This is a genomic window from Nocardia sp. NPDC059195 (genome assembly GCF_042754695.1).
Classification (GTDB): Bacteria; Actinomycetota; Actinomycetes; order Mycobacteriales; family Mycobacteriaceae; genus Nocardia.
This window is the reverse complement of the sequence record NZ_JBHZBG010000005.1, coordinates 206467-224127: the sequence shown is the minus strand read 5'-3', so window position 1 is coordinate 224127 and position 17661 is coordinate 206467. Positions and strand designations below refer to the sequence as shown.

Genomic DNA, 17661 nt, shown 5'->3' with positions numbered 1-17661 from the left:
CGTAACGAGTCGGCCACCCCGCACCGATACGCCCCATGAACGCAGGAACAGAGCTCTTCGGGGAATGGAGAACACAGTGCGCACGACGTTTCCGACCACCACTACGGCCGCCGACAAAGGTGCCGCCGCGCAGGAGTACGCCGCGCGTGGATGGACGGTTGCCGAAACAACCAACGGCCTGTGCTTGATCACCGACGACGACGTCTCGGCCATCGAGATCACCGGCGAGATCGCTGGTACGGTCCGTCGCTTCCTGCGCGCCAACAACCTGTCCGGCCCCGTGATCGAGATCCCGGGCCAGGAGCGTCGCGAGATCCACCTGGTCACCGGCGTCCGCAAGGCCGCCATGGCGATCGAGGCCATGCGTGAGGCCGGCATCATCGTGTACACCGACGGTGCCAGCATCCCGCTGCCGCCGACCCAGCTGGCCGCGGGCAGCGCCGCCTGGGGCGTCGCTCCCACCGAGGCTCGCTGGATCCCGCCGGTCGTCGCTCTCGGTGCGGCCGTGCGCTCGGCGATGGCACGCAAGCAGAAGACCACCAAGCGCGCCGCGCTGACCCTGGCCAGCTGACCTGAACCAGCCGACACCCGCGATCCGCGACGCCTCCCCGACGTCGCAGCTCGCGGGTTTTCGGCGTTTCCGGCCATCGCCCGGCCCTGTGGGCGTAAGCATGAGATATGGCTCCAGGTTCGCTGTCTCATCGGTCCGCTTTACGGACCTGCCCGCTGTGTGAGGCCGTCTGCGGTCTCACGGTCACCCTCGACGACGCCGACCGGGTGCTGTCGGTGCGCGGTGATCGCGACGACCCGTTCAGTAAGGGCTTCCTGTGCCCGAAGGGCGCCAGCTTCGGCAAGCTCGACGACGATCCCGACCTCGTCACCACCCCGCTGATCCGCGACGGTGACGGGTTCCGCGCCGCGGGCTGGGACGAGGCGTTCGACCTGATCGCGTCCGCTTTCGCCGAGATCCCCCGTGGCTCGGCGGCCGTGTACCTGGGCAATCCCAACGCGCACACCGTCGCGGGCGCGCTCTATCTGCCCGTCCTGATCCGCGCGCTGAGCACCCGCCACATCTACACCGCGAGCTCCGCCGATCAGATGCCCAAGCAGGTCGCGGCCGGGCTCATGTTCGGCGACCCGCTGACGGTCCCGGTCCCCGACCTCGACCGCACCGATTTCCTGCTGATGCTCGGCGCCAATCCGCTCGAATCCAACGGGTCGCTGTGCACCGCGCCCGACTTCCCCGGCCGGTTGAAGGCTCTGCGGGCTCGCGGGGGCAAGCTGGTCGTGGTCGATCCGCGCGAGACCAGAACCGCCGCGCTGGCCGACCAGCACCTGTTCATCCGGCCGGGCGCCGACGCCTATCTGCTGTTCGGGGTGGTGCACACGCTGTTCGACGAAGGTCTGACGGACGTGCGCGTCGACGTCGCCGGGCTCGACGAACTGCGCGCGGCCGCCATCGACTTCCCGCCCGAGGCGGTGGCCGAGCGCACCGGTATTCCCGCCGACACCATCCGCACACTGGCCCGCGAACTCGCCGCCGCGCCCACGTCGGCCGTCTACGCGCGGATCGGCACCTGCACCGCCGAGTTCGGCACGCTCACCCAGTGGCTGGTCGACGCCGTCAACGCCCTCACCGGCAACCTCGACTCCCCCGGCGGTGCCATGTTCGCCGACGCGGCGGCAGGCGGGGTGCAGCGCAGCAAGCCCTTCCGGCTCGGCCGCTGGACCAGCCGGGTGCGGGAACTTCCCGAGTCCATGGGCGAACTGCCCGTCGCCACCCTCGCCGACGAGATCGAAACCCCAGGTGAGGGGCAGATCAAGGCGCTGGTGACGGTGGCGGGCAACCCCGTGCTCTCCGCGCCGAGCGGTGCGCGACTGGACAAGGGCTTCGCTGGGCTCGAGTTCATGGTCAGTGTGGACAGGTACGTCAACGAGACCACCAGGCACGCGAACGTGATTCTGCCGCCGCCGCGCTCGGTGCAGTCACCGCACTTCGATTTCGCGCTGCTGCAGTTCGCCGTGCGCAACTACGCGCGGTACTCGCCGCCGCTGGTCCCGCTGGGCGAGCGGCCATCGGAATCGGCCGTGGTGGCCCGCCTCGCGGCCGCGGTGAGTGGTCAACCGCACGCCGGGACGGGCGCGGCCAGCCCGATCGCGATGGTCGACGAACTCGTCATCGCCGGCACCCTGCACAAGGCCGACATGAGCGACCGCCGCGATGAGCTGACCGGCACGGACACCACCGAACAGCGCCTCGACCTGATGCTCAAACTGGGCCCGTACGGTGCGTGGAACGGCGGCGAACTGAGCCTGAAAACCCTCATGGACAACCCGCACGGCATCGACCTCGGCCCACTGCGTCCCCGACTGCCCGGTGTCCTGCGCACCGCGTCGAAAAGGGTGGAGCTGGCACCGCCGCAACTGCTGGCCGACGTCACCCGCCTGCGCACCGGACTGGCGAGCGCCAAGCCTGCGATGGTGCTGATCGGACGACGTCAGCTGCGCTCCAACAACAGCTGGATGCACAACATCGCGGGCCTTGTCGGCGGCTCCAACCGATGCACGCTGCAGATCCACCCCGACGACGCGACCCGCCTCGGTCTCGGCGACCAAGCCGAGATCACCTCGGCGGCGGGCTCGTTGACGGTGCCGGTCGAACTGACGCCGACGATCATGCCCGGTGTGGTGAGCCTGCCGCACGGCTGGGGCCACGGCGCGAGCACCACCCAGTCGGTCGCGCTGGCGCACGCCGGAGTGAATGCCAATGTGCTGACCGATGATTCGGTGGTCGACGAGGTCTGCGGCACCGCCGTGTTCAACGGCGTACCGGTGACGGTAGGTCCGGTCTGATCGGTCCTGACCTGGAAACCGTTGCGCAAACTCGGCTTTCATCCCATTCGCAACAATGGACACGCCACGCTGTCAGTAAGAGTCCCCTAGACTGAGTGAGATTGCGGTCACAGCGGGGGTTTCGTCTAGAAGCCCGCATCAACCGGTACGGCTAGCAGAGGGGGCCCGATGCCCGAAAATTTCGTCGGCAGCGACGGAGAACACGAGCTACAGGACACGTTGGGCACCTCGGACAGAGCCGAGCGCTTCTACGACGACCAGGTGATCGACTACCTGAACCCCACGATGGTCGATTTCGTCGCCCGCATGGACATGGCCTTCATCGCCACCTCCGATTCGCACGGCGAATGTGACTCCAGCTTCCGGGCCGGAACCCCCGGATTTCTGCACGTGATCGACGATCGCACGATTGCGTACCCCGAGTACCGAGGTAACGGGGTAATGGCCAGTCTGGGCAATATCCTCGAGAACCCGCACGTCGGGATCCTGATGATCGACTTCGTTCGCGACCTCATCGGCCTGCACATCAACGGAAAAGCCCGCATGGTCGCCGACAGCGAGCTGCGCGACACCGTCACCGACCTGCCAACGGCCGAGCGGGGAAAATCCTCGCAGGTGTGGGTCGTCGTCGATGTCGAAGAGGCCTATATCCATTGCCGCAAGCACATTCCGCAGATGGTGCCGGTCGCGCGGGATCAGCGCGAATGGGGCACCGACAACATGCGCGCCAAGGGTGGCGACTACTTCGGCGTCAAGGCAGGCCGACAGCACGTCGAGGCCAAAGCAGGCTGACCTATTTGATCTTGAAGATCACCACACGCTGCACCACGAAGTTGATGACGGTTGCGGTGCCCTGCGCGACGACGAACGCCAGCGGCTGGCGCCACCACTCGTCGGCGAGCGCGAAGTACATCACCGCGTAGATCCCGACCTGCACGGCGAAGGTCACCGCGTACAGCGCGACCACCGCGAGGAACCGTGCCCTGCTCGGCTCGGCGTTGAACGTCCAGCGCCGATTGATCAGATACGCGGTGGTCGTGCCCGCGATGAAGCTGATCGCCTTGGCGAGAATCTCCGGCAACCCGAGCACGTTCGACAGCAGGGCGAGCAGACCGAAGTCGACAACAGCCGACAAACCACCGGTCAGCGTGAACCGCACGATCTGCGTCTTGAGGTCGACTTCGGTCCCGCCGGGCTCGTCGACCAGGGGAATTTCGGCGGGGAGCGGCAGATGCGGTTGGGCTTGCACGTGAGAAGCGTACGAGACCGGCGCACTGTCCTGCCACGTATACCCGCCATGCATGTAGCCTCTTAGCCGATGTCTGAGAACATTTCGACCACCAACGATGACGCGTTCGCGCTCCCTACGCGCACCCGCAAGCTCACCGGTTGGGGTCGCACCGCACCCACCTCCGCCGAAGTGCTCTCGACCAGCGATCCGGAACTGATCGCCAAGGCCGTGAGCATGGTGGCGCAGGACAACGACTCCAAGCCGGCGCATCTGCGACGCGGCGTGATCGCGCGCGGCCTCGGCCGCTCGTACGGCGATCACGCCCAGAACGCGGGCGGGCTCGTGATCGACATGCCCGCGCTCAACCGCATCCACCGCATCGACCGCGATTCGCGCATGGTCGAGGTGGACGGCGGGGTGAGCCTGGACCAGCTGATGAAGGCCGCGCTGCCGTTCGGCCTGTGGGTTCCCGTGCTACCCGGTACTCGCCAGGTGACCATCGGCGGCGCCATCGCCTCCGATATCCACGGCAAGAACCACCACAGCGAAGGCAGCTTCGGCAACCACGTCCGCTCGATCGATCTGCTCACCGCCGACGGTTCGGTGCGCACGATCTCGCCGAGCTCCGACGCCGAGCTGTTCTGGGCGACTGTCGGCGGCAACGGCCTGACCGGCATCATCCTGCGCGCCACCATCGAGATGGCGCCGACGGAGACCGCGTACTTCCTCAACGACGGTGTGAAGACCTCCACGCTGGACGAGACCATCGCGGTCCACAGCGACGGCAGCGAGGCGAACTACACCTACTCGAGCGCGTGGTTCGACGTGATGAACCCGCTGCCCAAATTGGGTCGCTCCTGCCTGACTCGCGGCCGCCTTGCCAAGGTCGACGAACTGCCGAAGAAGCTGCAGAAGAATCCGCTGAAGTTCGACGCGCCGCAGCTGCTGACGGTGCCGAACATCTTCCCCAGCTGGTCGGCCAACCGGCTCTCGCTCGGCGCGGTCGGCGAGGCGTACTACGCCATGGGCGGCACCTACACCGGCAAGATCCAGAATCTGACGCAGTTCTACCACCCGCTCGACATGATCTCGGAGTGGAACCGGGCCTATGGACCCGCCGGTTTCCTGCAGTACCAGTTCGTGGTGCCGACCGAGGCCGTCGAAGAGTTCAAGCGGATCATCATCGACATCCAGGCGTCCGGGCACATCTCGGCGCTCAACGTGTTCAAGCTGTTCGGCGAGGGCAACGCGGCGCCGCTGAGCTTCCCGATGCCCGGCTGGAACATCTGCGTCGACTTCCCGATCCGTCGCGGCCTCAACGAGCTGGTCACCGACCTGGACCGGCGCGTGATGGAGTTCGGCGGACGGCTCTACACCGCCAAGGACTCGCGCACTTCCGCCGAGACGTTCCACAAGATGTACCCGCGGATCGACGAGTGGATCAAGGTCCGCCGCAGCGTCGACCCGAATGGCGTGTTCATGTCCGATATGGCCAGGAGGCTGGAGCTCCAGTGATCAACGCAGTTGGCAACCCGCAGACCATCCTGCTCTTCGGTGGCACCTCCGAGATCGGTCTCGCGATCGTCGCCGAGTACCTGGCCAAGAGCCCGGCACGAGTGATCCTGGCGAACCTGCCCGGCGATCCCCTGCTCGAGAACGCCGTCACCCAGGTGAAGGCCGCCGGCGCGACCCAGGTCGACGTCATCGACTTCGACGCGCTCGACACCGACTCGCACCCGAAGGTCGTCGATTCGGCGTTCGCCGCCGGTGACGTCGACGTCGCGATCGTGGCGTTCGGGGTGCTCGGCGATGCTGAGGAGCTGTGGCAGAACCAGCGCAAGGCGGTCATGACCGTCGGCATCAACTACACCGCCGGTGTGTCGGTGGGTGTGCTGGTGGGCGACAAGTTCAAGACCCAGGGCCATGGCCGGTTCATCGTGATGTCCTCGGTGGCCGGTGAGCGCGTTCGCCGCTCCAACTTCGTCTACGGCTCCACCAAGGCCGGCCTTGACGGCTTCTACCTCGGTCTCGGCGAAGCGCTGCGCCCGTTCGGCCCGCGCGTGACCGTGATCCGTCCGATGCAGGTCCGCACGTCCGCGACCAAGGCCCACTGGGAAGCCACCGGCGCCAAGGAAGCCCCGCTCACCGTCGACCCGGAAGACGTCGCCAAGCTCGCCGTCACCGCCTCGGAGAAGGGCACCGAGATCGTCTGGGCCCCGGGCGAGGCCCGCTTCCTGATGTCGGCCCTGCGCCACGTGCCGCGCCCGATCTTCCGCAAGCTCCCGATCTGATCGACTGCGTTCAGGACTGCCGCATCATCCCCGGATGGTGCGGCAGTTCTGCTTTGCGGCTCCACTAGGCTGGCTCGGACCGTGGAGCACAGTGGAGCCGGAGGATTGCGCGCCGATGACGACCAATGACGAGGTGCGGGCGGGGCGCAGGATCTGGACCGGGGTCGGCGAAGGGGCCGCCGCCGCGGTGGTGGCGCTCGTTGTCGCCGCGGTGGGGCTGTTCGCGTTCTCGGCGGTGCAGTGGCCTGCGTTCAACTCCTCCAATGTGACTCGGGCGCTGACCACGGTGGGACAGGTCGCTTCGATCGCGCTGCTGGTGGTCTCGGTGCTGCTGATCCGGCTGCGGAAGTGGCCGCTGGTGGCGAAACTACTGTCCTGGGTGGGGATTTCGAGTTTTGTCACGGTCACGCTCGGGATGCCGCTGGCAGCGACGAAGCTGTATCTGTTCGGTGTCTCCGTGGATCAGGAATTCCGGACCGAATATCTGACCCGGCTCACCGACAGCGCCGCGCTGCGCGATATGACCTATGTGGATCTGCCGCCGTTCTATCCGGCCGGGTGGTTCTGGATCGGCGGGCGCGTGGGGAACGTGCTCGGGATGGACGGCTGGGAAGTGTTCAAGCCGTACGCGATCGGGCTGCTCGCCATTGCCGCCGCGGTGGCGCTGGTGTTGTGGATGCAGTTGGTGCGGGCCGATATGGCGGTGGGCGCGGCGGCCGCGGTGACGGCGATGACGTTGGCCTATGCGTCGCCGGAAGCCTATGGCGCGGTGCTCGTGGTGTTCATTCCGCCGGTGCTCGTGTTGGCGTGGGGTGCGTTGCATCGGCGGTCCGGTGGCTGGGGCGCGGTGCTCGGTACCGGGGTGTTCCTCGGGGTGGCCGCGTGTTTTTACACGTTGTACCTGGGGATTGCGGCGTTCACCGTGGTGTTGATGGCGATCGTCGCGGCGGGTTTCGCTGCCTACACTCAGCGGGCCGCTGGGCCGCCGGCATGGCGGGCCGCAATCGCACCGCTGACGAGACTGGTGGCTATCGGCGGTATCGCCATCGTGCTCGCACTGGTGGTGTGGACGCCGTTTCTGCTGAAGATGCTGTCGGGCGCGAGAATCCCCTCCGGCAGCGCTTTCCACTATCTGCCGGAGTCCGGTGCACAGCTGGCGTTCCCGATGCTGGAGTTCTCCCTGCGCGGAGCCCTGTGCATGATCGGCGTGCTGTGGCTCGTGGTTCGCGCCGGGTCATCAAGGCGCGCACAAGCATTGGGTATCGGCGTCGTGTCGATCTACCTGTGGACACTGCTCTCGATGACGGCGACCGCGGCGGGCACCACTCTTCTGTCCTTCCGGCTGGAGCCGGTCCTGCTCGCATTGCTCGCCGCCGCAGGCGTTTTCGGCTTCGTCGAAGGTGCGAAGGCCGTCTACCAGGCTGTGAACGAGCCCGCCCCGCTGCGCACCGCGGCCGCCGCGATCGCCGTCCTCGGCGCCATGGCCTTCGCCCAGACGATCCCCACCGTGCTCACCCACGAGATCGACACCGCCTACACCGACACCGTGCCCACCGACGTACCCAACGCCGACGGCACCTTCGGGGAACGCGCCGACAAACGCAAGCCCTCCGCTGTCGCGTACTACCACGCGGTCGACGATGCCATCCTGGACCAAACCGGCCGCCCCCGAGACGAATCCGTCGTCCTCACCGCCGACACCACCTTCCTGGCCTTCTACCCCTACTGGGGCTTCCAAGCCCTCACCTCCCATTACGCGAACCCCCTGGCCGACTTCAAGGCCCGCGCCGCCACCATCGCCGAGTGGAGCAAGCTCCCCAACTCCCCCGCCCTCGTCGAAGCCCTGTCGAAGTCCCCCTGGCGGGCCCCCGACGCCTTCCTCTTCCGCAACGACGGCGACAACTACACCCTCCGCCTGGCCGAAGACGTCTACCCCAACGACCCGAACGTCAAGCGCTACACGGTGTCCTTCCCCAAATCCCTCTTCACCGACCCCACCTTCACCCGCACCGAAATCGGCCCCTTCACTCTGATCACAGTGCGCCGCTGACAGCGGCTATCACGAACCATCGTCGGTGGCCGTGGGAAAGCCTCCGTCTTCTCCCGGCTCAACACGTCGTGCCCCGTCTGCGTTCCCATGACGTGGCGCGGATCGTGTCCGATCCGTGCCGAACCAGGTGTTCATCTCGCGATACGGCACTACACTGACGGGTGCGGCACGGTCGCCGCCGGCGGATCACACAACCCCCGGCGGCTGGCGTAGGAATCAGATCCTGCACGTCACGGGTCCCGGCGACCCGCTACCGGAGGAGGACGTATGTCCGATCCGTTGCACACGAGGGTGTGCCTCACCGGCCTGAACTGCTCCTGCCCGAGCATCAGCGTTTTCCTGGTACCCGAACCGCTGGTTCTTGGCGGGCAGATGATGCACCTGCTCGAACAGGCGCCCGTCGCCGGGCGAATACCCCAACCCACACCGGACGCGGAGCTGATCGACCTGATCCAGGCCGTGCGCACGCCGCTGGACACGCGTGGGCTCGCTCGCGCGCAGCAGGTCGCGTTCTCGGGGCCGCGCCACGATCCGCCGGTCGCGCGGGCGGTGCTGCACGACCATCTCATCGAAGAATCCGCGCCGTGGGGGCTCGACGTGGACGATCCGGCCGAACTGACCCGGCTGGCGATGCTGCCCGAGCGTCGCATCGGCGTGCGTCGTATCGACGATTTCCAGGCGTATTCGATCCGTCAGGCGATGCAGGCCGTCTATCGGTATTTCGAGATCGACCAGCGCATACCGTTGGTTTATCACGGCTTCGCCGACCCACGCGACGGCTGGTTCGCGCTGCGCGCGTCGGCGGCGTAACTGGCACGTGTGTCGATTGACACCCGGTAGCCACTGGTGTGCGGGACAGCGATAGACCACAATATGTCCGGTCAGTGTCAACAAACCGCGCGGTCGGTGTCGCGGGGCGAGTACGCTGCGAAATGTTGGAAGTTCGGCCGACCGAAATCAGTTTTGGTAGCGCTGATCGGTAGGGATGCAGAGGTATAGCTATGACGCTCAGCCGATCGGAGCGGATCGATCTTTTGACCGCACGCGCGCAGAGTCAGACTCGTGACCCGGGGCCGCGCGAGCCGCGCCCGCAGCGAGCGCCACGCGAGCCGCGCGCCACACGCGAACAGCTCGGATCGCTCGGCGAGATCGAGCGGGTGGTCATCGACGCCACCATCGCCCTGCTCGCGCCGGGCCAGAAATTCGCACTCCTGTGGTCACTGCAAGTCGGCGAGCAGGCCGTCGCCGGGGTGCAGATCAAAGAGCGCGACGGAACGGTCACCAACCTGATGCCGCCCATCGAGGTGCTCGAGTACCTCACCGATCACAAGCGGATGTCCTACGACCCGGACACCGGTGCCTGGCTCAGCGCCGAGATCTTCATCGCGGGCCCCACCCGGTACAAGACCAACTACTCCACCGTCGCCGTCGCGGACTGGATGCCGGAGGTCTCGGCCGACGACCTCGTCGCCGAATTCGCCGCCTTCCCGCGCCTCGACTCCGAGATCCCCGATTGGGCCCGATCCCAGCTCGACTGGGCCGCCCGCCGCACCGGCTGAGGCGCACCTTCGCCTTCGCTCCGGCCATGGGCAGCCGAGGAACGCCTACGCCTCAGCTCCAGCCCATTCGCAGCTGAGGAACGCCCGTCGCCTGTGCCATTAGGAGCGGCGCCGACCGGCGCACAGGTTCGATGGCTAGCATCAGTCCCCGTGCGACCGGACCGATCTGAACGAGCGTTCACCCGATACCGCCTGATCGCCCTTGTCTGTGGGCTGCTCGGGTTCGTGCTTGCCCTGCTCACACCGCTGTTGCCGGTGCGCCAGGACCGCGCGAGCCTGGATTGGCCGCAAGCGGGCGCGACCAGCGTCGAGGCACCGCTGGTGTCGTATGTGCCCCAGCGCCTCGATGCGCGGCTGCCGTGCACGATGCTGAGTGGGCTGCCCGGTCCCGGCGCGGAGAACCCGACAACGACCACGCTGTTGACGACGATTCCGGCCGCCTCCGGCAAAGCCGACCGCGGGCTGAGCGTCACCGTGCGCGACGGCGTGGTGGGGGTGCAGGCGCGCGATGTGCCGATGCTGTCGGCGCCGATCGCGGAGATCGGCGGGTGTGAGCACATCAGTATCGTCTCGACCATCGAGGCGACGACCGTCGAGTTCGTCGGGGCGGCGCGCCAGGACGGCACCCCGTTCCGCAACACCGTCACCGTCGACAAACGCCCCCAGATCGTCGGCGTCTACACCGACCTCGACGCGGCGGCCCTCACCGGCGCCCGACTGCACGCCGATATCGACTCCCGCTTCACCTCGACGCCGACGACGCTGAAACTGGTGGCGATGATCGGGGCTGGAGTCTTCACCCTCCTCGCGCTGATCGCGCTGCACCTGCTCGACACCGCCGACGGCCGACGTGCCCGCCGCTTCCTGCCCCGGCACTGGTGGCGGATCACCCCGACGGACGTCGTGGTGGTCGTGACGCTGCTCGGCTGGCATGTGATCGGCGCCAACACCTCCGACGACGGCTACATCCTCAATATGGCGCGCGCGTCGGGCCCGTCGGGCTACATGGCCAATTACTACCGCTGGTTCGGCGTGCCGGAGGCACCGTTCGGCTGGTCCTACGAACTGCTCGCCTGGATGACGAAGATCTCCGACGCCAGCCCGTGGATGCGGCTGCCCGCGCTCGCTGCCGGACTGGTCTGCTGGGCGGTGATCAGCCGGGAAGTGCTGCCCCGCTTGGGTGCTCGCGTGCGCCGCGACAAGGTGGCGCTGTGGACGGCCGGCCTGGTGTTCCTGGCCTTCTGGCTCCCCTACGACAACGGCCTTCGCCCCGAACCGCTGATCGCGGCCGGCGCGCTGCTCACCTGGTGCCTCATCGAACGCGCCATCGCCACCGCACGACTGCTGCCCGCCGCCTTGGCGATCCTGGTCGCCGCGTTCTCGCTGGCGGCAGGCCCGACCGGCCTGATCTGTATCGCCGCGCTGATCGCGGGCACCCGGCCGGTCATGCAGGTCATCATCAAACGAGCACAGGGTCTGCGCCCGCGCCGAATCGCCGCCGACAGCGAGTTCGACGCCGCGGATGACCAACCGTCGAGCGATGCGACCAGCGCCGCGAAGACGGGCGACACGAACAAGACGGAAGGCACGGCGGATCGACTTTCGCTGGGCACCAAGATCTTCCGGTACGCGGCACTGCTTGCCCCCGGTGTCGCGGCGGGCACGCTGGTGCTCATCATCGTGTTCGCCGATCAGACGCTGGCCACCGTCATGGAAGCCACCCGAGTCCGCACGCTCGTCGGCCCGAACGTCGCCTGGTTCGACGAACGCACCCGCTGGGACTCGCTGTTCATGCTCTCCCCCGACGGCTCGCTGGCCCGCCGATTCGGCGTCCTGGTGATGCTGCTGTGCCTGCTCGTCTGCATCCTGCAAGTCCTGCGCAAGGGCCGTATCCCCGGCACCTCACGCGGTCCCTCGGTGCGCATCCTCGGCATCGTCTTCGCCGCGCTCCTGCTGATGATGTGGACGCCGACCAAGTGGACCCACCACTTCGGTGTCTACGCGGGCCTGGCGGGTTCGCTGGCGGCCTTGGCCGCGGTGGCCGTTGGTACCAACGGAATTCGCGCTCCACGCAATCGCTCGCTGTTCGCGGCGGCCGTTCTGTTCCTGCTCGCGATGACCTTCACCGGCTCCAATGGCTGGTGGTACGTGTCCAGCTACGGTGTGCCGTTCTGGGACAAGGCGCCGATGGTGGCGGGCAAGGGCGTTTCGACCCTGTTCCTCGGCCTCAGCATCCTCGCCCTGCTCGTCGCGCTGTATTTCCACCTGCGCGCCCACTACCGAACCCCCTCCGACACAGGGCGTTTCGACCGCTTCGCGACCATGCCACTGACCATCGCGGCGGCACTACTCGTCCTGTTCGAGGTGGCGTCGATGGCCAAGGGCGCCATCACCCAGTACCCCGCCTACTCCATCGCGAAGTCGAATATCAATTCGCTGCAAGGCAATACCTGCGGCCTCGCCAATGACGTACTGGTGGAATCGAATACGGCCGATTCGCTGCTCACCCCCTACACCGGCGACCCTGCCGACGGCCTGAACGCCGAATCCACCGGCTTCACCCCGGACGGTGTAGCCGACGACCTCACCGCCGATGCCGACGAAACCGTGGTCGGCGGCGCCAACTCCGTCGACACCGATTCCGCCAACAAGACCACCAAGACCACCGGTGCGGGCACCGGCGGTGGCACCAGCGCCGAACCCGGCATCAACGGCAGCACCGTCGCCCTCCCCTTCGGCCTCGACCCCGCCCGCACCCCGGTCCTCGGCTCCTTCCAGGACGGGGTCCAGCAGCAGGCGAAGCTGACCTCACAGTGGTATCGCGTCGACCTCAACGACAGCGTGCGCGACGATCCCGCCTACCAGGCTCTCGTTGTCACCGCGGCCGGGCGGATCCGCTACGTCGACACCGACGGCGTCGTGCACTACGGCCAGGATCTGCGCCTGGAATACGGCACCCGCGCCGCCGACGGTTCCGTCGAGACGACCGGCTCGGTCGCGCCGATGGATATCGGGCCCGCCCCGTCGTGGCGCAACCTGCGCGTGCCGATCGATCAGTTGCCCGTCGGCGTGAACGCGGTGCGCCTGGTCGCCGCCGACAACGACATCACCGGCAAGCAGTGGCTCGCGGTTACCCCGCCGCGCCTGCCGAAACTGGCCACCCTGGACTCGGTGGTCGGCCGGACCGCTCCGGTGCTGCTCGACTGGCACGTCGGCCTGGCGTTCCCCTGCCAGCGCCCGTTCGAGCATCACGACGGCGTCGCGGAGGCCCCGCAGTGGCGGATTCTGCCCGACCGGGTCGGTTCGGACGCGTCCAACGCCTGGCAGGACGATATCGGCGGTGGCCCGCTCGGGTGGACAAATCTGCTACTGAAGGCCGAGACTGTGCCCACCTATCTCGACCATGATCTCGGCCGTGACTGGGGCTCGCTGGAGCGGTTCACGCCGTATCAGCCCGCTCCGCCCGCCGAGATCGAGGTGACGGTGATCGAGCAGTCAGGTCGAGCGAAGGAACCGGCAATTCGGGCACAGTGACGTGCGTTACAGACACTGGCAGCGCAAGGGCAGTGACCAGGCACTGGCGCATGTCGCATACGAAACGCTCAGTGCCCGTTAGGGTTTCGATAAGGTGAAGCAACTGTAAATGTCAGCGTAAAGGTCCTGTGCCTGCACGTTTGAGCACGTACGCTGGTGGGTATGACAGGAGCCTTCGATGACATGGATCTACGAGATCTCGTCGAGTTGCTCAGCAACGACGAGAAACAAGAACTACGACCGGCCGTAATGCGGGTACTGGAAAGACTGCCTTCACAAGAGGTATTACGTCGCGACCTGAACCGTCGCATGCTCAACGTCTGACTCCTGTCCCCCATCCGACCGAAAAGGCGCGGACCACACAATGTGATCCGCGCCTTTTACTGTCCGGCCGAGGTCAGAACACCCGCAGCGGGCCCGGGGTCCACAGCCCGTTACGCGGCGCGGTGCCGGTCTCGAGCTTGGCGGGGGTGGCCTGCGCGTACTGGTCGTAGCGCTCCAGCGAGCCCCAGTCGCGGGCCCAGTCGTCCTTCAGGTAGGTCGGGATGGTGACCCGGCTCGCCAGCATCTGGGTCATGCCGAGCGGACCACCGAACTCCTGCGCCTGCCAGGTATCGGTCGACGAGATCGCCAGCGGACGGTCCGGCAGGATCCGGTAGTTCGGCACCTCGGCCACGCCGTTCTTGTGCGCGAACGGACGCTGGCACGGGAACTGCAGGCCGACGGCCCAGTCCAGCAGCACCGGCTGGTCACGGCCGATGAACGTGTCCAAGCTCTGCAGCTTGGGCACCCGCGGCGGGGTGAACGCCAGCCACTGATCGCCGATCAGGATCGGGTCGTTCGCCAGCACGCGCACGGCGTTCACCTCGGCCGGGAGGTCGGCCAGCGGCACGCGCAGGTTGCGCCACGACGGCGCGGGGCCGATATCGCGCGGCTGGTAGGCGCCGAGCGTGGTGACGCTGCCGTCGGGGTTGCGGGTGCCGTATTCGACGAACAGCGCCTGACCGTACTTGTCGGAGCCGGAGTCGTCCTTGGAGGCGATGCGTCCGGCCGCGCTGATCACGACCAGTGGCGAGTCGTCGGAGCGGGCGGGCAGGCCGTACCAGGCCGATTCCAGGTGGGCGGGCTGCTGCATGCCCTCCTGGTAGGAGCCGAGAATCGGGGTCTGGGCCGGGTCGAGACCGAACGGCAGCGCCACGGTCGAACCGTTGACGCCGAGTGCGCCCTCACCACCGCCGGTGCCCGCGCTCTCGCCTTCGGCGAAGGCCGCGCCGACCGACTGGTTGCTGGTGTTACCGGTGCCCGGCTTCACCTCGACCGCGTCGGCCGACAGATCGCCCGGCACGCCGTTGGGGGTGAACCCGACCGAGCCGGAGCCGGCCAGTGGGTCGTTGGGGTCGGTGAACGGGCGGGCCGGGTCGACGATCGGGTCGAGCCTGCCACCGTTCGGGTCGGATTCGACCAGCACGTCGTTGGCCAGGCCACACGAGTTGTCGCTCAGCGCGTCGATGTTGGAGCGGCCGAGCGAGTAGCCGGGGTACTGCTGCGTCGCGCCTTTGACCAGCGAGAGCACTTCGAACAGCACCATCAGACCGACCACGATGGTCAGCGGGATGGCGGCGAACTTGCGAATCCTGTTGCCGCGCTTGGTCTTCACCGACGGCACCGGCTTCACGTAATCTTCGCGCAGCGCGTACCAGCCGACCAGGGCCAACGCCACGCCGAACAGGATCAGCATCACGGTGTTGGAGTTGATGCCGCTCACCGAGATGGTCTTGTCGAACCACGGCACGCCGTAGCTGGACACGTACCAGTAGCCGTTGATGCCGGAGAACGACAGCGCCAGCACGAACATCAATCCGGCCAGGAAGATCGCCCGGTTCTTGCGTGAACGCAGCGCGCTCTGCGACACGGCCACCGCGGTCACCGCCGCGAGACCACCCGCGATGCCCGCGTAGGCACCGAAGTGGTGGGTCCACTTGGTGGGGTTGAACATCATGAAGAAGATCGTGCCGAAGACGATCCCCATCAGCCGCCAGGTCGGACCCGATGCGATCCCCGGCACCTGACGGCGGCGCAGCAGTACCAGCAGCGTCGTGAACAGGCACAGCAGCATCACCAGGAAGGCGAAACGGCGAGCCAGCGAGCCGTCGACGGTCTCGACGAACATGTAGTAGTAGCGCAGGTAGTCCTCGTACCAGGCCAGGTTCGGGCCGGTGGCCTGACGGACCCGGTTGGCTTCCTGAATACCCGCGAAGGTCTGGTCGCCGTAGACGACCGTGAGCACGAGCATGCCCGCCGAAGCGATCGGCGCGAGCAGCGCGACCGTGCCGAACTCGCGATGACGGCGCACGATGATCCGCACCAGCGGCCGGATACCGGCCAGCAGCGCGGCCACACACATCAAGCCGGTGGGCGCGGCGGCGAGGGTGAAGGCCGCGATCAGCACCGCGATGCCCGCGGGCAGCAGGCGGCCGGTGGCGATGGCGCGTTCGATGGAAACCCAGGTGAGCAGCGCGCCGAGGGCGACGATCGGCTCCGAGCGCAGGCCGTTGTCGAACGGCAGCCAGAACGCCAGGAACACCAGGCCACCGGTCCACAGCGCCACCTGCGAGCGCTTCACCGCGTTGCCGAGGCGAGGCACCACCTCACGGCTGATCACCATCCAGCACAGGATCGCGCAGATCAGCGCAGGCACGCGCACCCACGGGCTGGCCGTGGAGATCTCGGCGAACACCTGGATGACGTAGTAATACCAGCCGAATGGCGCCTCGGGGACGCCGTACCAGCGGAAGTAGTTGGCCATATAACCCGCGTCGGGGGCCACGCGCACCATCGACAGGATGTAGCCGTCGTCGGAGGTGTTGGCGCCGACGAAATGCCAGACCAGCAGCGTGCCGATCACCGCGCCGTCGGCCCAGGTGGGCTTGAGCCAGTTGCGCGGCAGGAAGCGGCGGTGGCCGCGCCCGTCACTGCCGTCGAGGCGGCCGAGCGCGGCGAGCGCCAGCAGCGTGCACAGCACGGCCGCGATGATCGCGACCAGCTTGATCAGCGACGGGCTCGACGAGAATCGGGTGTCGATCGTCGAGGTCAGCGAAAGGCCCGGCGGCACCGCGCCTTCGAGATCGGTGAACACGCCCACGATCTGCGGCCGCAGGTCACCGGGGAGCTGCCCCTGCACCGGCACCTGCACGGTTTCCACCGCACCAGGCTGTCCGGCGATCGGCCGCTCGACCTGCTTGGTCAGCCCCGCGAACGCCGCGGTGGTGCGGTTCTGGTCGGAACTGATGACGATCGCCGAACACCCGTCCATCGCCGACCGGTCCGCCGAGGCGACCACCGCATTGCGATCCACCACATCGACCGCGGTATCGGAGACGCGCACGAACAGCGCCTCCAAGGCCGCGCGATCGCCCTGCGGGGGCGCGGTCGCCAGCAGCATGCCGCCCTGCTCGGGCAGCGACGACACGGCACTACACGGGATCGACACATTCAGGTCGATCGGCACCTGCGACATCAGCGGTGCAGCCACGTTCGCGAGCGTGCCGTTCTGCGGCCAGTTCAGTTGGGCGGTGGTCTGCGTGACCGGAAGAAACGGCGTGGCCACCGCGAACAGGGCACCGAGAATCCCGGCGACCATCGCGATCCATCGCGCGATCCGGAAGTCCCTCGCGGTGACCACCGGTTCGGCAGGAGGCTTGGTGAGAACAGCTGTTGCGGCGTCTGGCACGGTTCGACATCGTATCTGTCCGCCCCTGGTTGTGAGGGGGCGCTCGCCACACCAGCGGCCGCGCACCGGCCGACGGTGCGAAGTTCGAGCGTTTCATCAGGGGTGTGGAGTCAGCTCGTCTTGACGGCAGTCGGCGGGTGAGGCGGAAACGTGCCGTTTTAGCGTCATGCCGATCAGCTATCAATCCGGCGCGAACGGCGCGCTCGGCAGTCATCTCGGATCAGCACAGGAGTTTCTCGACGATACCAGTGTGCAAAATACACTTGTATAAAAAGTCCAGTAATACCTGTTAAATGGCGTAACGGTCACGTATTTTAAGGGCGAGAACGCAGGCTCGGGACGGAATCACGAAGGTTTCTCCTGCGAAATATTCAGGCCGAAAGAATCGCAACGACGAACAATTGCGGTTGTAT

The 17661-nt window shown here is 67.1% G+C and carries 12 protein-coding genes; 10 read left to right on the top strand and 2 right to left on the bottom strand.

Features of this window, described 5'->3' with window-relative positions; all coding sequences use genetic code 11:
- Positions 1-76 precede the first annotated feature (76 nt).
- The 3 genes from ACFXKN_RS09935 (at position 77) to ACFXKN_RS09925 (ending at position 3645) form a co-directional block, all read left to right on the top strand.
- Positions 77-571: a hypothetical protein gene (locus ACFXKN_RS09935; protein ID WP_379432864.1), complete on the top strand. Its 495-nt coding sequence runs from the start codon at positions 77-79 to the stop codon at positions 569-571.
- Between the two features lie 107 nt (positions 572-678).
- The gene (locus tag ACFXKN_RS09930) at positions 679-2853 is read left to right on the top strand and encodes a molybdopterin oxidoreductase family protein (protein WP_378946690.1); all 2175 of its coding nucleotides are present in this window, start codon (positions 679-681) and stop codon (positions 2851-2853) included.
- A gap of 168 nt (positions 2854-3021) precedes the next feature.
- Positions 3022-3645 (top strand): pyridoxamine 5'-phosphate oxidase family protein, encoded by a 624-nt coding sequence (locus ACFXKN_RS09925; RefSeq protein ID WP_378946693.1) that lies wholly within the window; start codon positions 3022-3024, stop codon positions 3643-3645.
- A gap of 1 nt (position 3646) precedes the next feature.
- On the opposite strand, the gene ACFXKN_RS09920 is transcribed toward ACFXKN_RS09925, so the two are convergent.
- Positions 3647-4102 carry a GtrA family protein gene (locus ACFXKN_RS09920; RefSeq protein ID WP_378946696.1) on the bottom strand — a complete coding sequence of 152 codons (456 nt, stop codon included), beginning with the start codon at positions 4100-4102 and terminating at the stop codon, positions 3647-3649.
- Between the two features lie 69 nt (positions 4103-4171).
- Between ACFXKN_RS09920 and ACFXKN_RS09915 the strand changes: the two genes are divergently transcribed.
- The 7 genes from ACFXKN_RS09915 to ACFXKN_RS09885 all read left to right on the top strand — a co-directional run bounded on the left by ACFXKN_RS09915 (position 4172) and on the right by ACFXKN_RS09885 (position 13842).
- A complete protein-coding gene (locus ACFXKN_RS09915) occupies positions 4172-5599 on the top strand; it encodes an FAD-binding protein (RefSeq protein ID WP_378946702.1) in 1428 nt (475 codons plus the stop codon).
- The gene (locus tag ACFXKN_RS09910) at positions 5596-6375 is read left to right on the top strand and encodes a decaprenylphospho-beta-D-erythro-pentofuranosid-2-ulose 2-reductase (RefSeq protein WP_378946706.1); all 780 of its coding nucleotides are present in this window, start codon (positions 5596-5598) and stop codon (positions 6373-6375) included. The genes ACFXKN_RS09915 and ACFXKN_RS09910 overlap by 4 nt, the downstream gene beginning before the upstream one ends.
- Positions 6376-6490: 115 nt before the next feature.
- Positions 6491-8425 (top strand): galactan 5-O-arabinofuranosyltransferase, encoded by a 1935-nt coding sequence (locus ACFXKN_RS09905; RefSeq protein WP_378946709.1) that lies wholly within the window; start codon positions 6491-6493, stop codon positions 8423-8425.
- A gap of 267 nt (positions 8426-8692) precedes the next feature.
- Positions 8693-9235 (top strand): hypothetical protein, encoded by a 543-nt coding sequence (locus ACFXKN_RS09900; RefSeq protein ID WP_378946712.1) that lies wholly within the window; start codon positions 8693-8695, stop codon positions 9233-9235.
- A 191-nt stretch (positions 9236-9426) separates the two neighbouring features.
- Positions 9427-9984, top strand: a complete 558-nt coding sequence (locus ACFXKN_RS09895; RefSeq protein ID WP_378946715.1) for a hypothetical protein — start codon at positions 9427-9429, stop codon at positions 9982-9984.
- Between the two features lie 150 nt (positions 9985-10134).
- Positions 10135-13518, top strand: a complete 3384-nt coding sequence (locus ACFXKN_RS09890) for an arabinosyltransferase domain-containing protein (RefSeq protein WP_378946718.1) — start codon at positions 10135-10137, stop codon at positions 13516-13518.
- Between the two features lie 183 nt (positions 13519-13701).
- The gene (locus tag ACFXKN_RS09885) at positions 13702-13842 is read left to right on the top strand and encodes a hypothetical protein (RefSeq protein ID WP_165610232.1); all 141 of its coding nucleotides are present in this window, start codon (positions 13702-13704) and stop codon (positions 13840-13842) included.
- A 73-nt stretch (positions 13843-13915) separates the two neighbouring features.
- Here ACFXKN_RS09885 and ACFXKN_RS09880 read toward each other — a convergent pair whose 3' ends face one another.
- On the bottom strand, positions 13916-17248 hold the full coding sequence (locus tag ACFXKN_RS09880; RefSeq protein ID WP_378946723.1) for an arabinosyltransferase domain-containing protein: 3333 nt from the start codon (positions 17246-17248) through the stop codon (positions 13916-13918).
- Positions 17249-17661 lie beyond the last annotated feature (413 nt).

What these genes read in the sequence shown, in the direction of transcription:
- ACFXKN_RS09925 (WP_378946693.1), top strand. Translation starts at nt 3,022, where the DNA reads ATGCCCGAAAATTTCGTCGGCAGCGACGGAGAACACGAGCTACAGGAC.
- ACFXKN_RS09900 (WP_378946712.1), top strand. Translation starts at nt 8,693, where the DNA reads ATGTCCGATCCGTTGCACACGAGGGTGTGCCTCACCGGCCTGAACTGC.
- ACFXKN_RS09930 (WP_378946690.1), top strand. Translation starts at nt 679, where the DNA reads ATGGCTCCAGGTTCGCTGTCTCATCGGTCCGCTTTACGGACCTGCCCG.
- ACFXKN_RS09885 (WP_165610232.1), top strand. Translation starts at nt 13,702, where the DNA reads ATGGATCTACGAGATCTCGTCGAGTTGCTCAGCAACGACGAGAAACAA.
- ACFXKN_RS09895 (WP_378946715.1), top strand. Translation starts at nt 9,427, where the DNA reads ATGACGCTCAGCCGATCGGAGCGGATCGATCTTTTGACCGCACGCGCG.
- ACFXKN_RS09915 (WP_378946702.1), top strand. Translation starts at nt 4,172, where the DNA reads ATGTCTGAGAACATTTCGACCACCAACGATGACGCGTTCGCGCTCCCT.
- ACFXKN_RS09905 (WP_378946709.1), top strand. Translation starts at nt 6,491, where the DNA reads ATGACGACCAATGACGAGGTGCGGGCGGGGCGCAGGATCTGGACCGGG.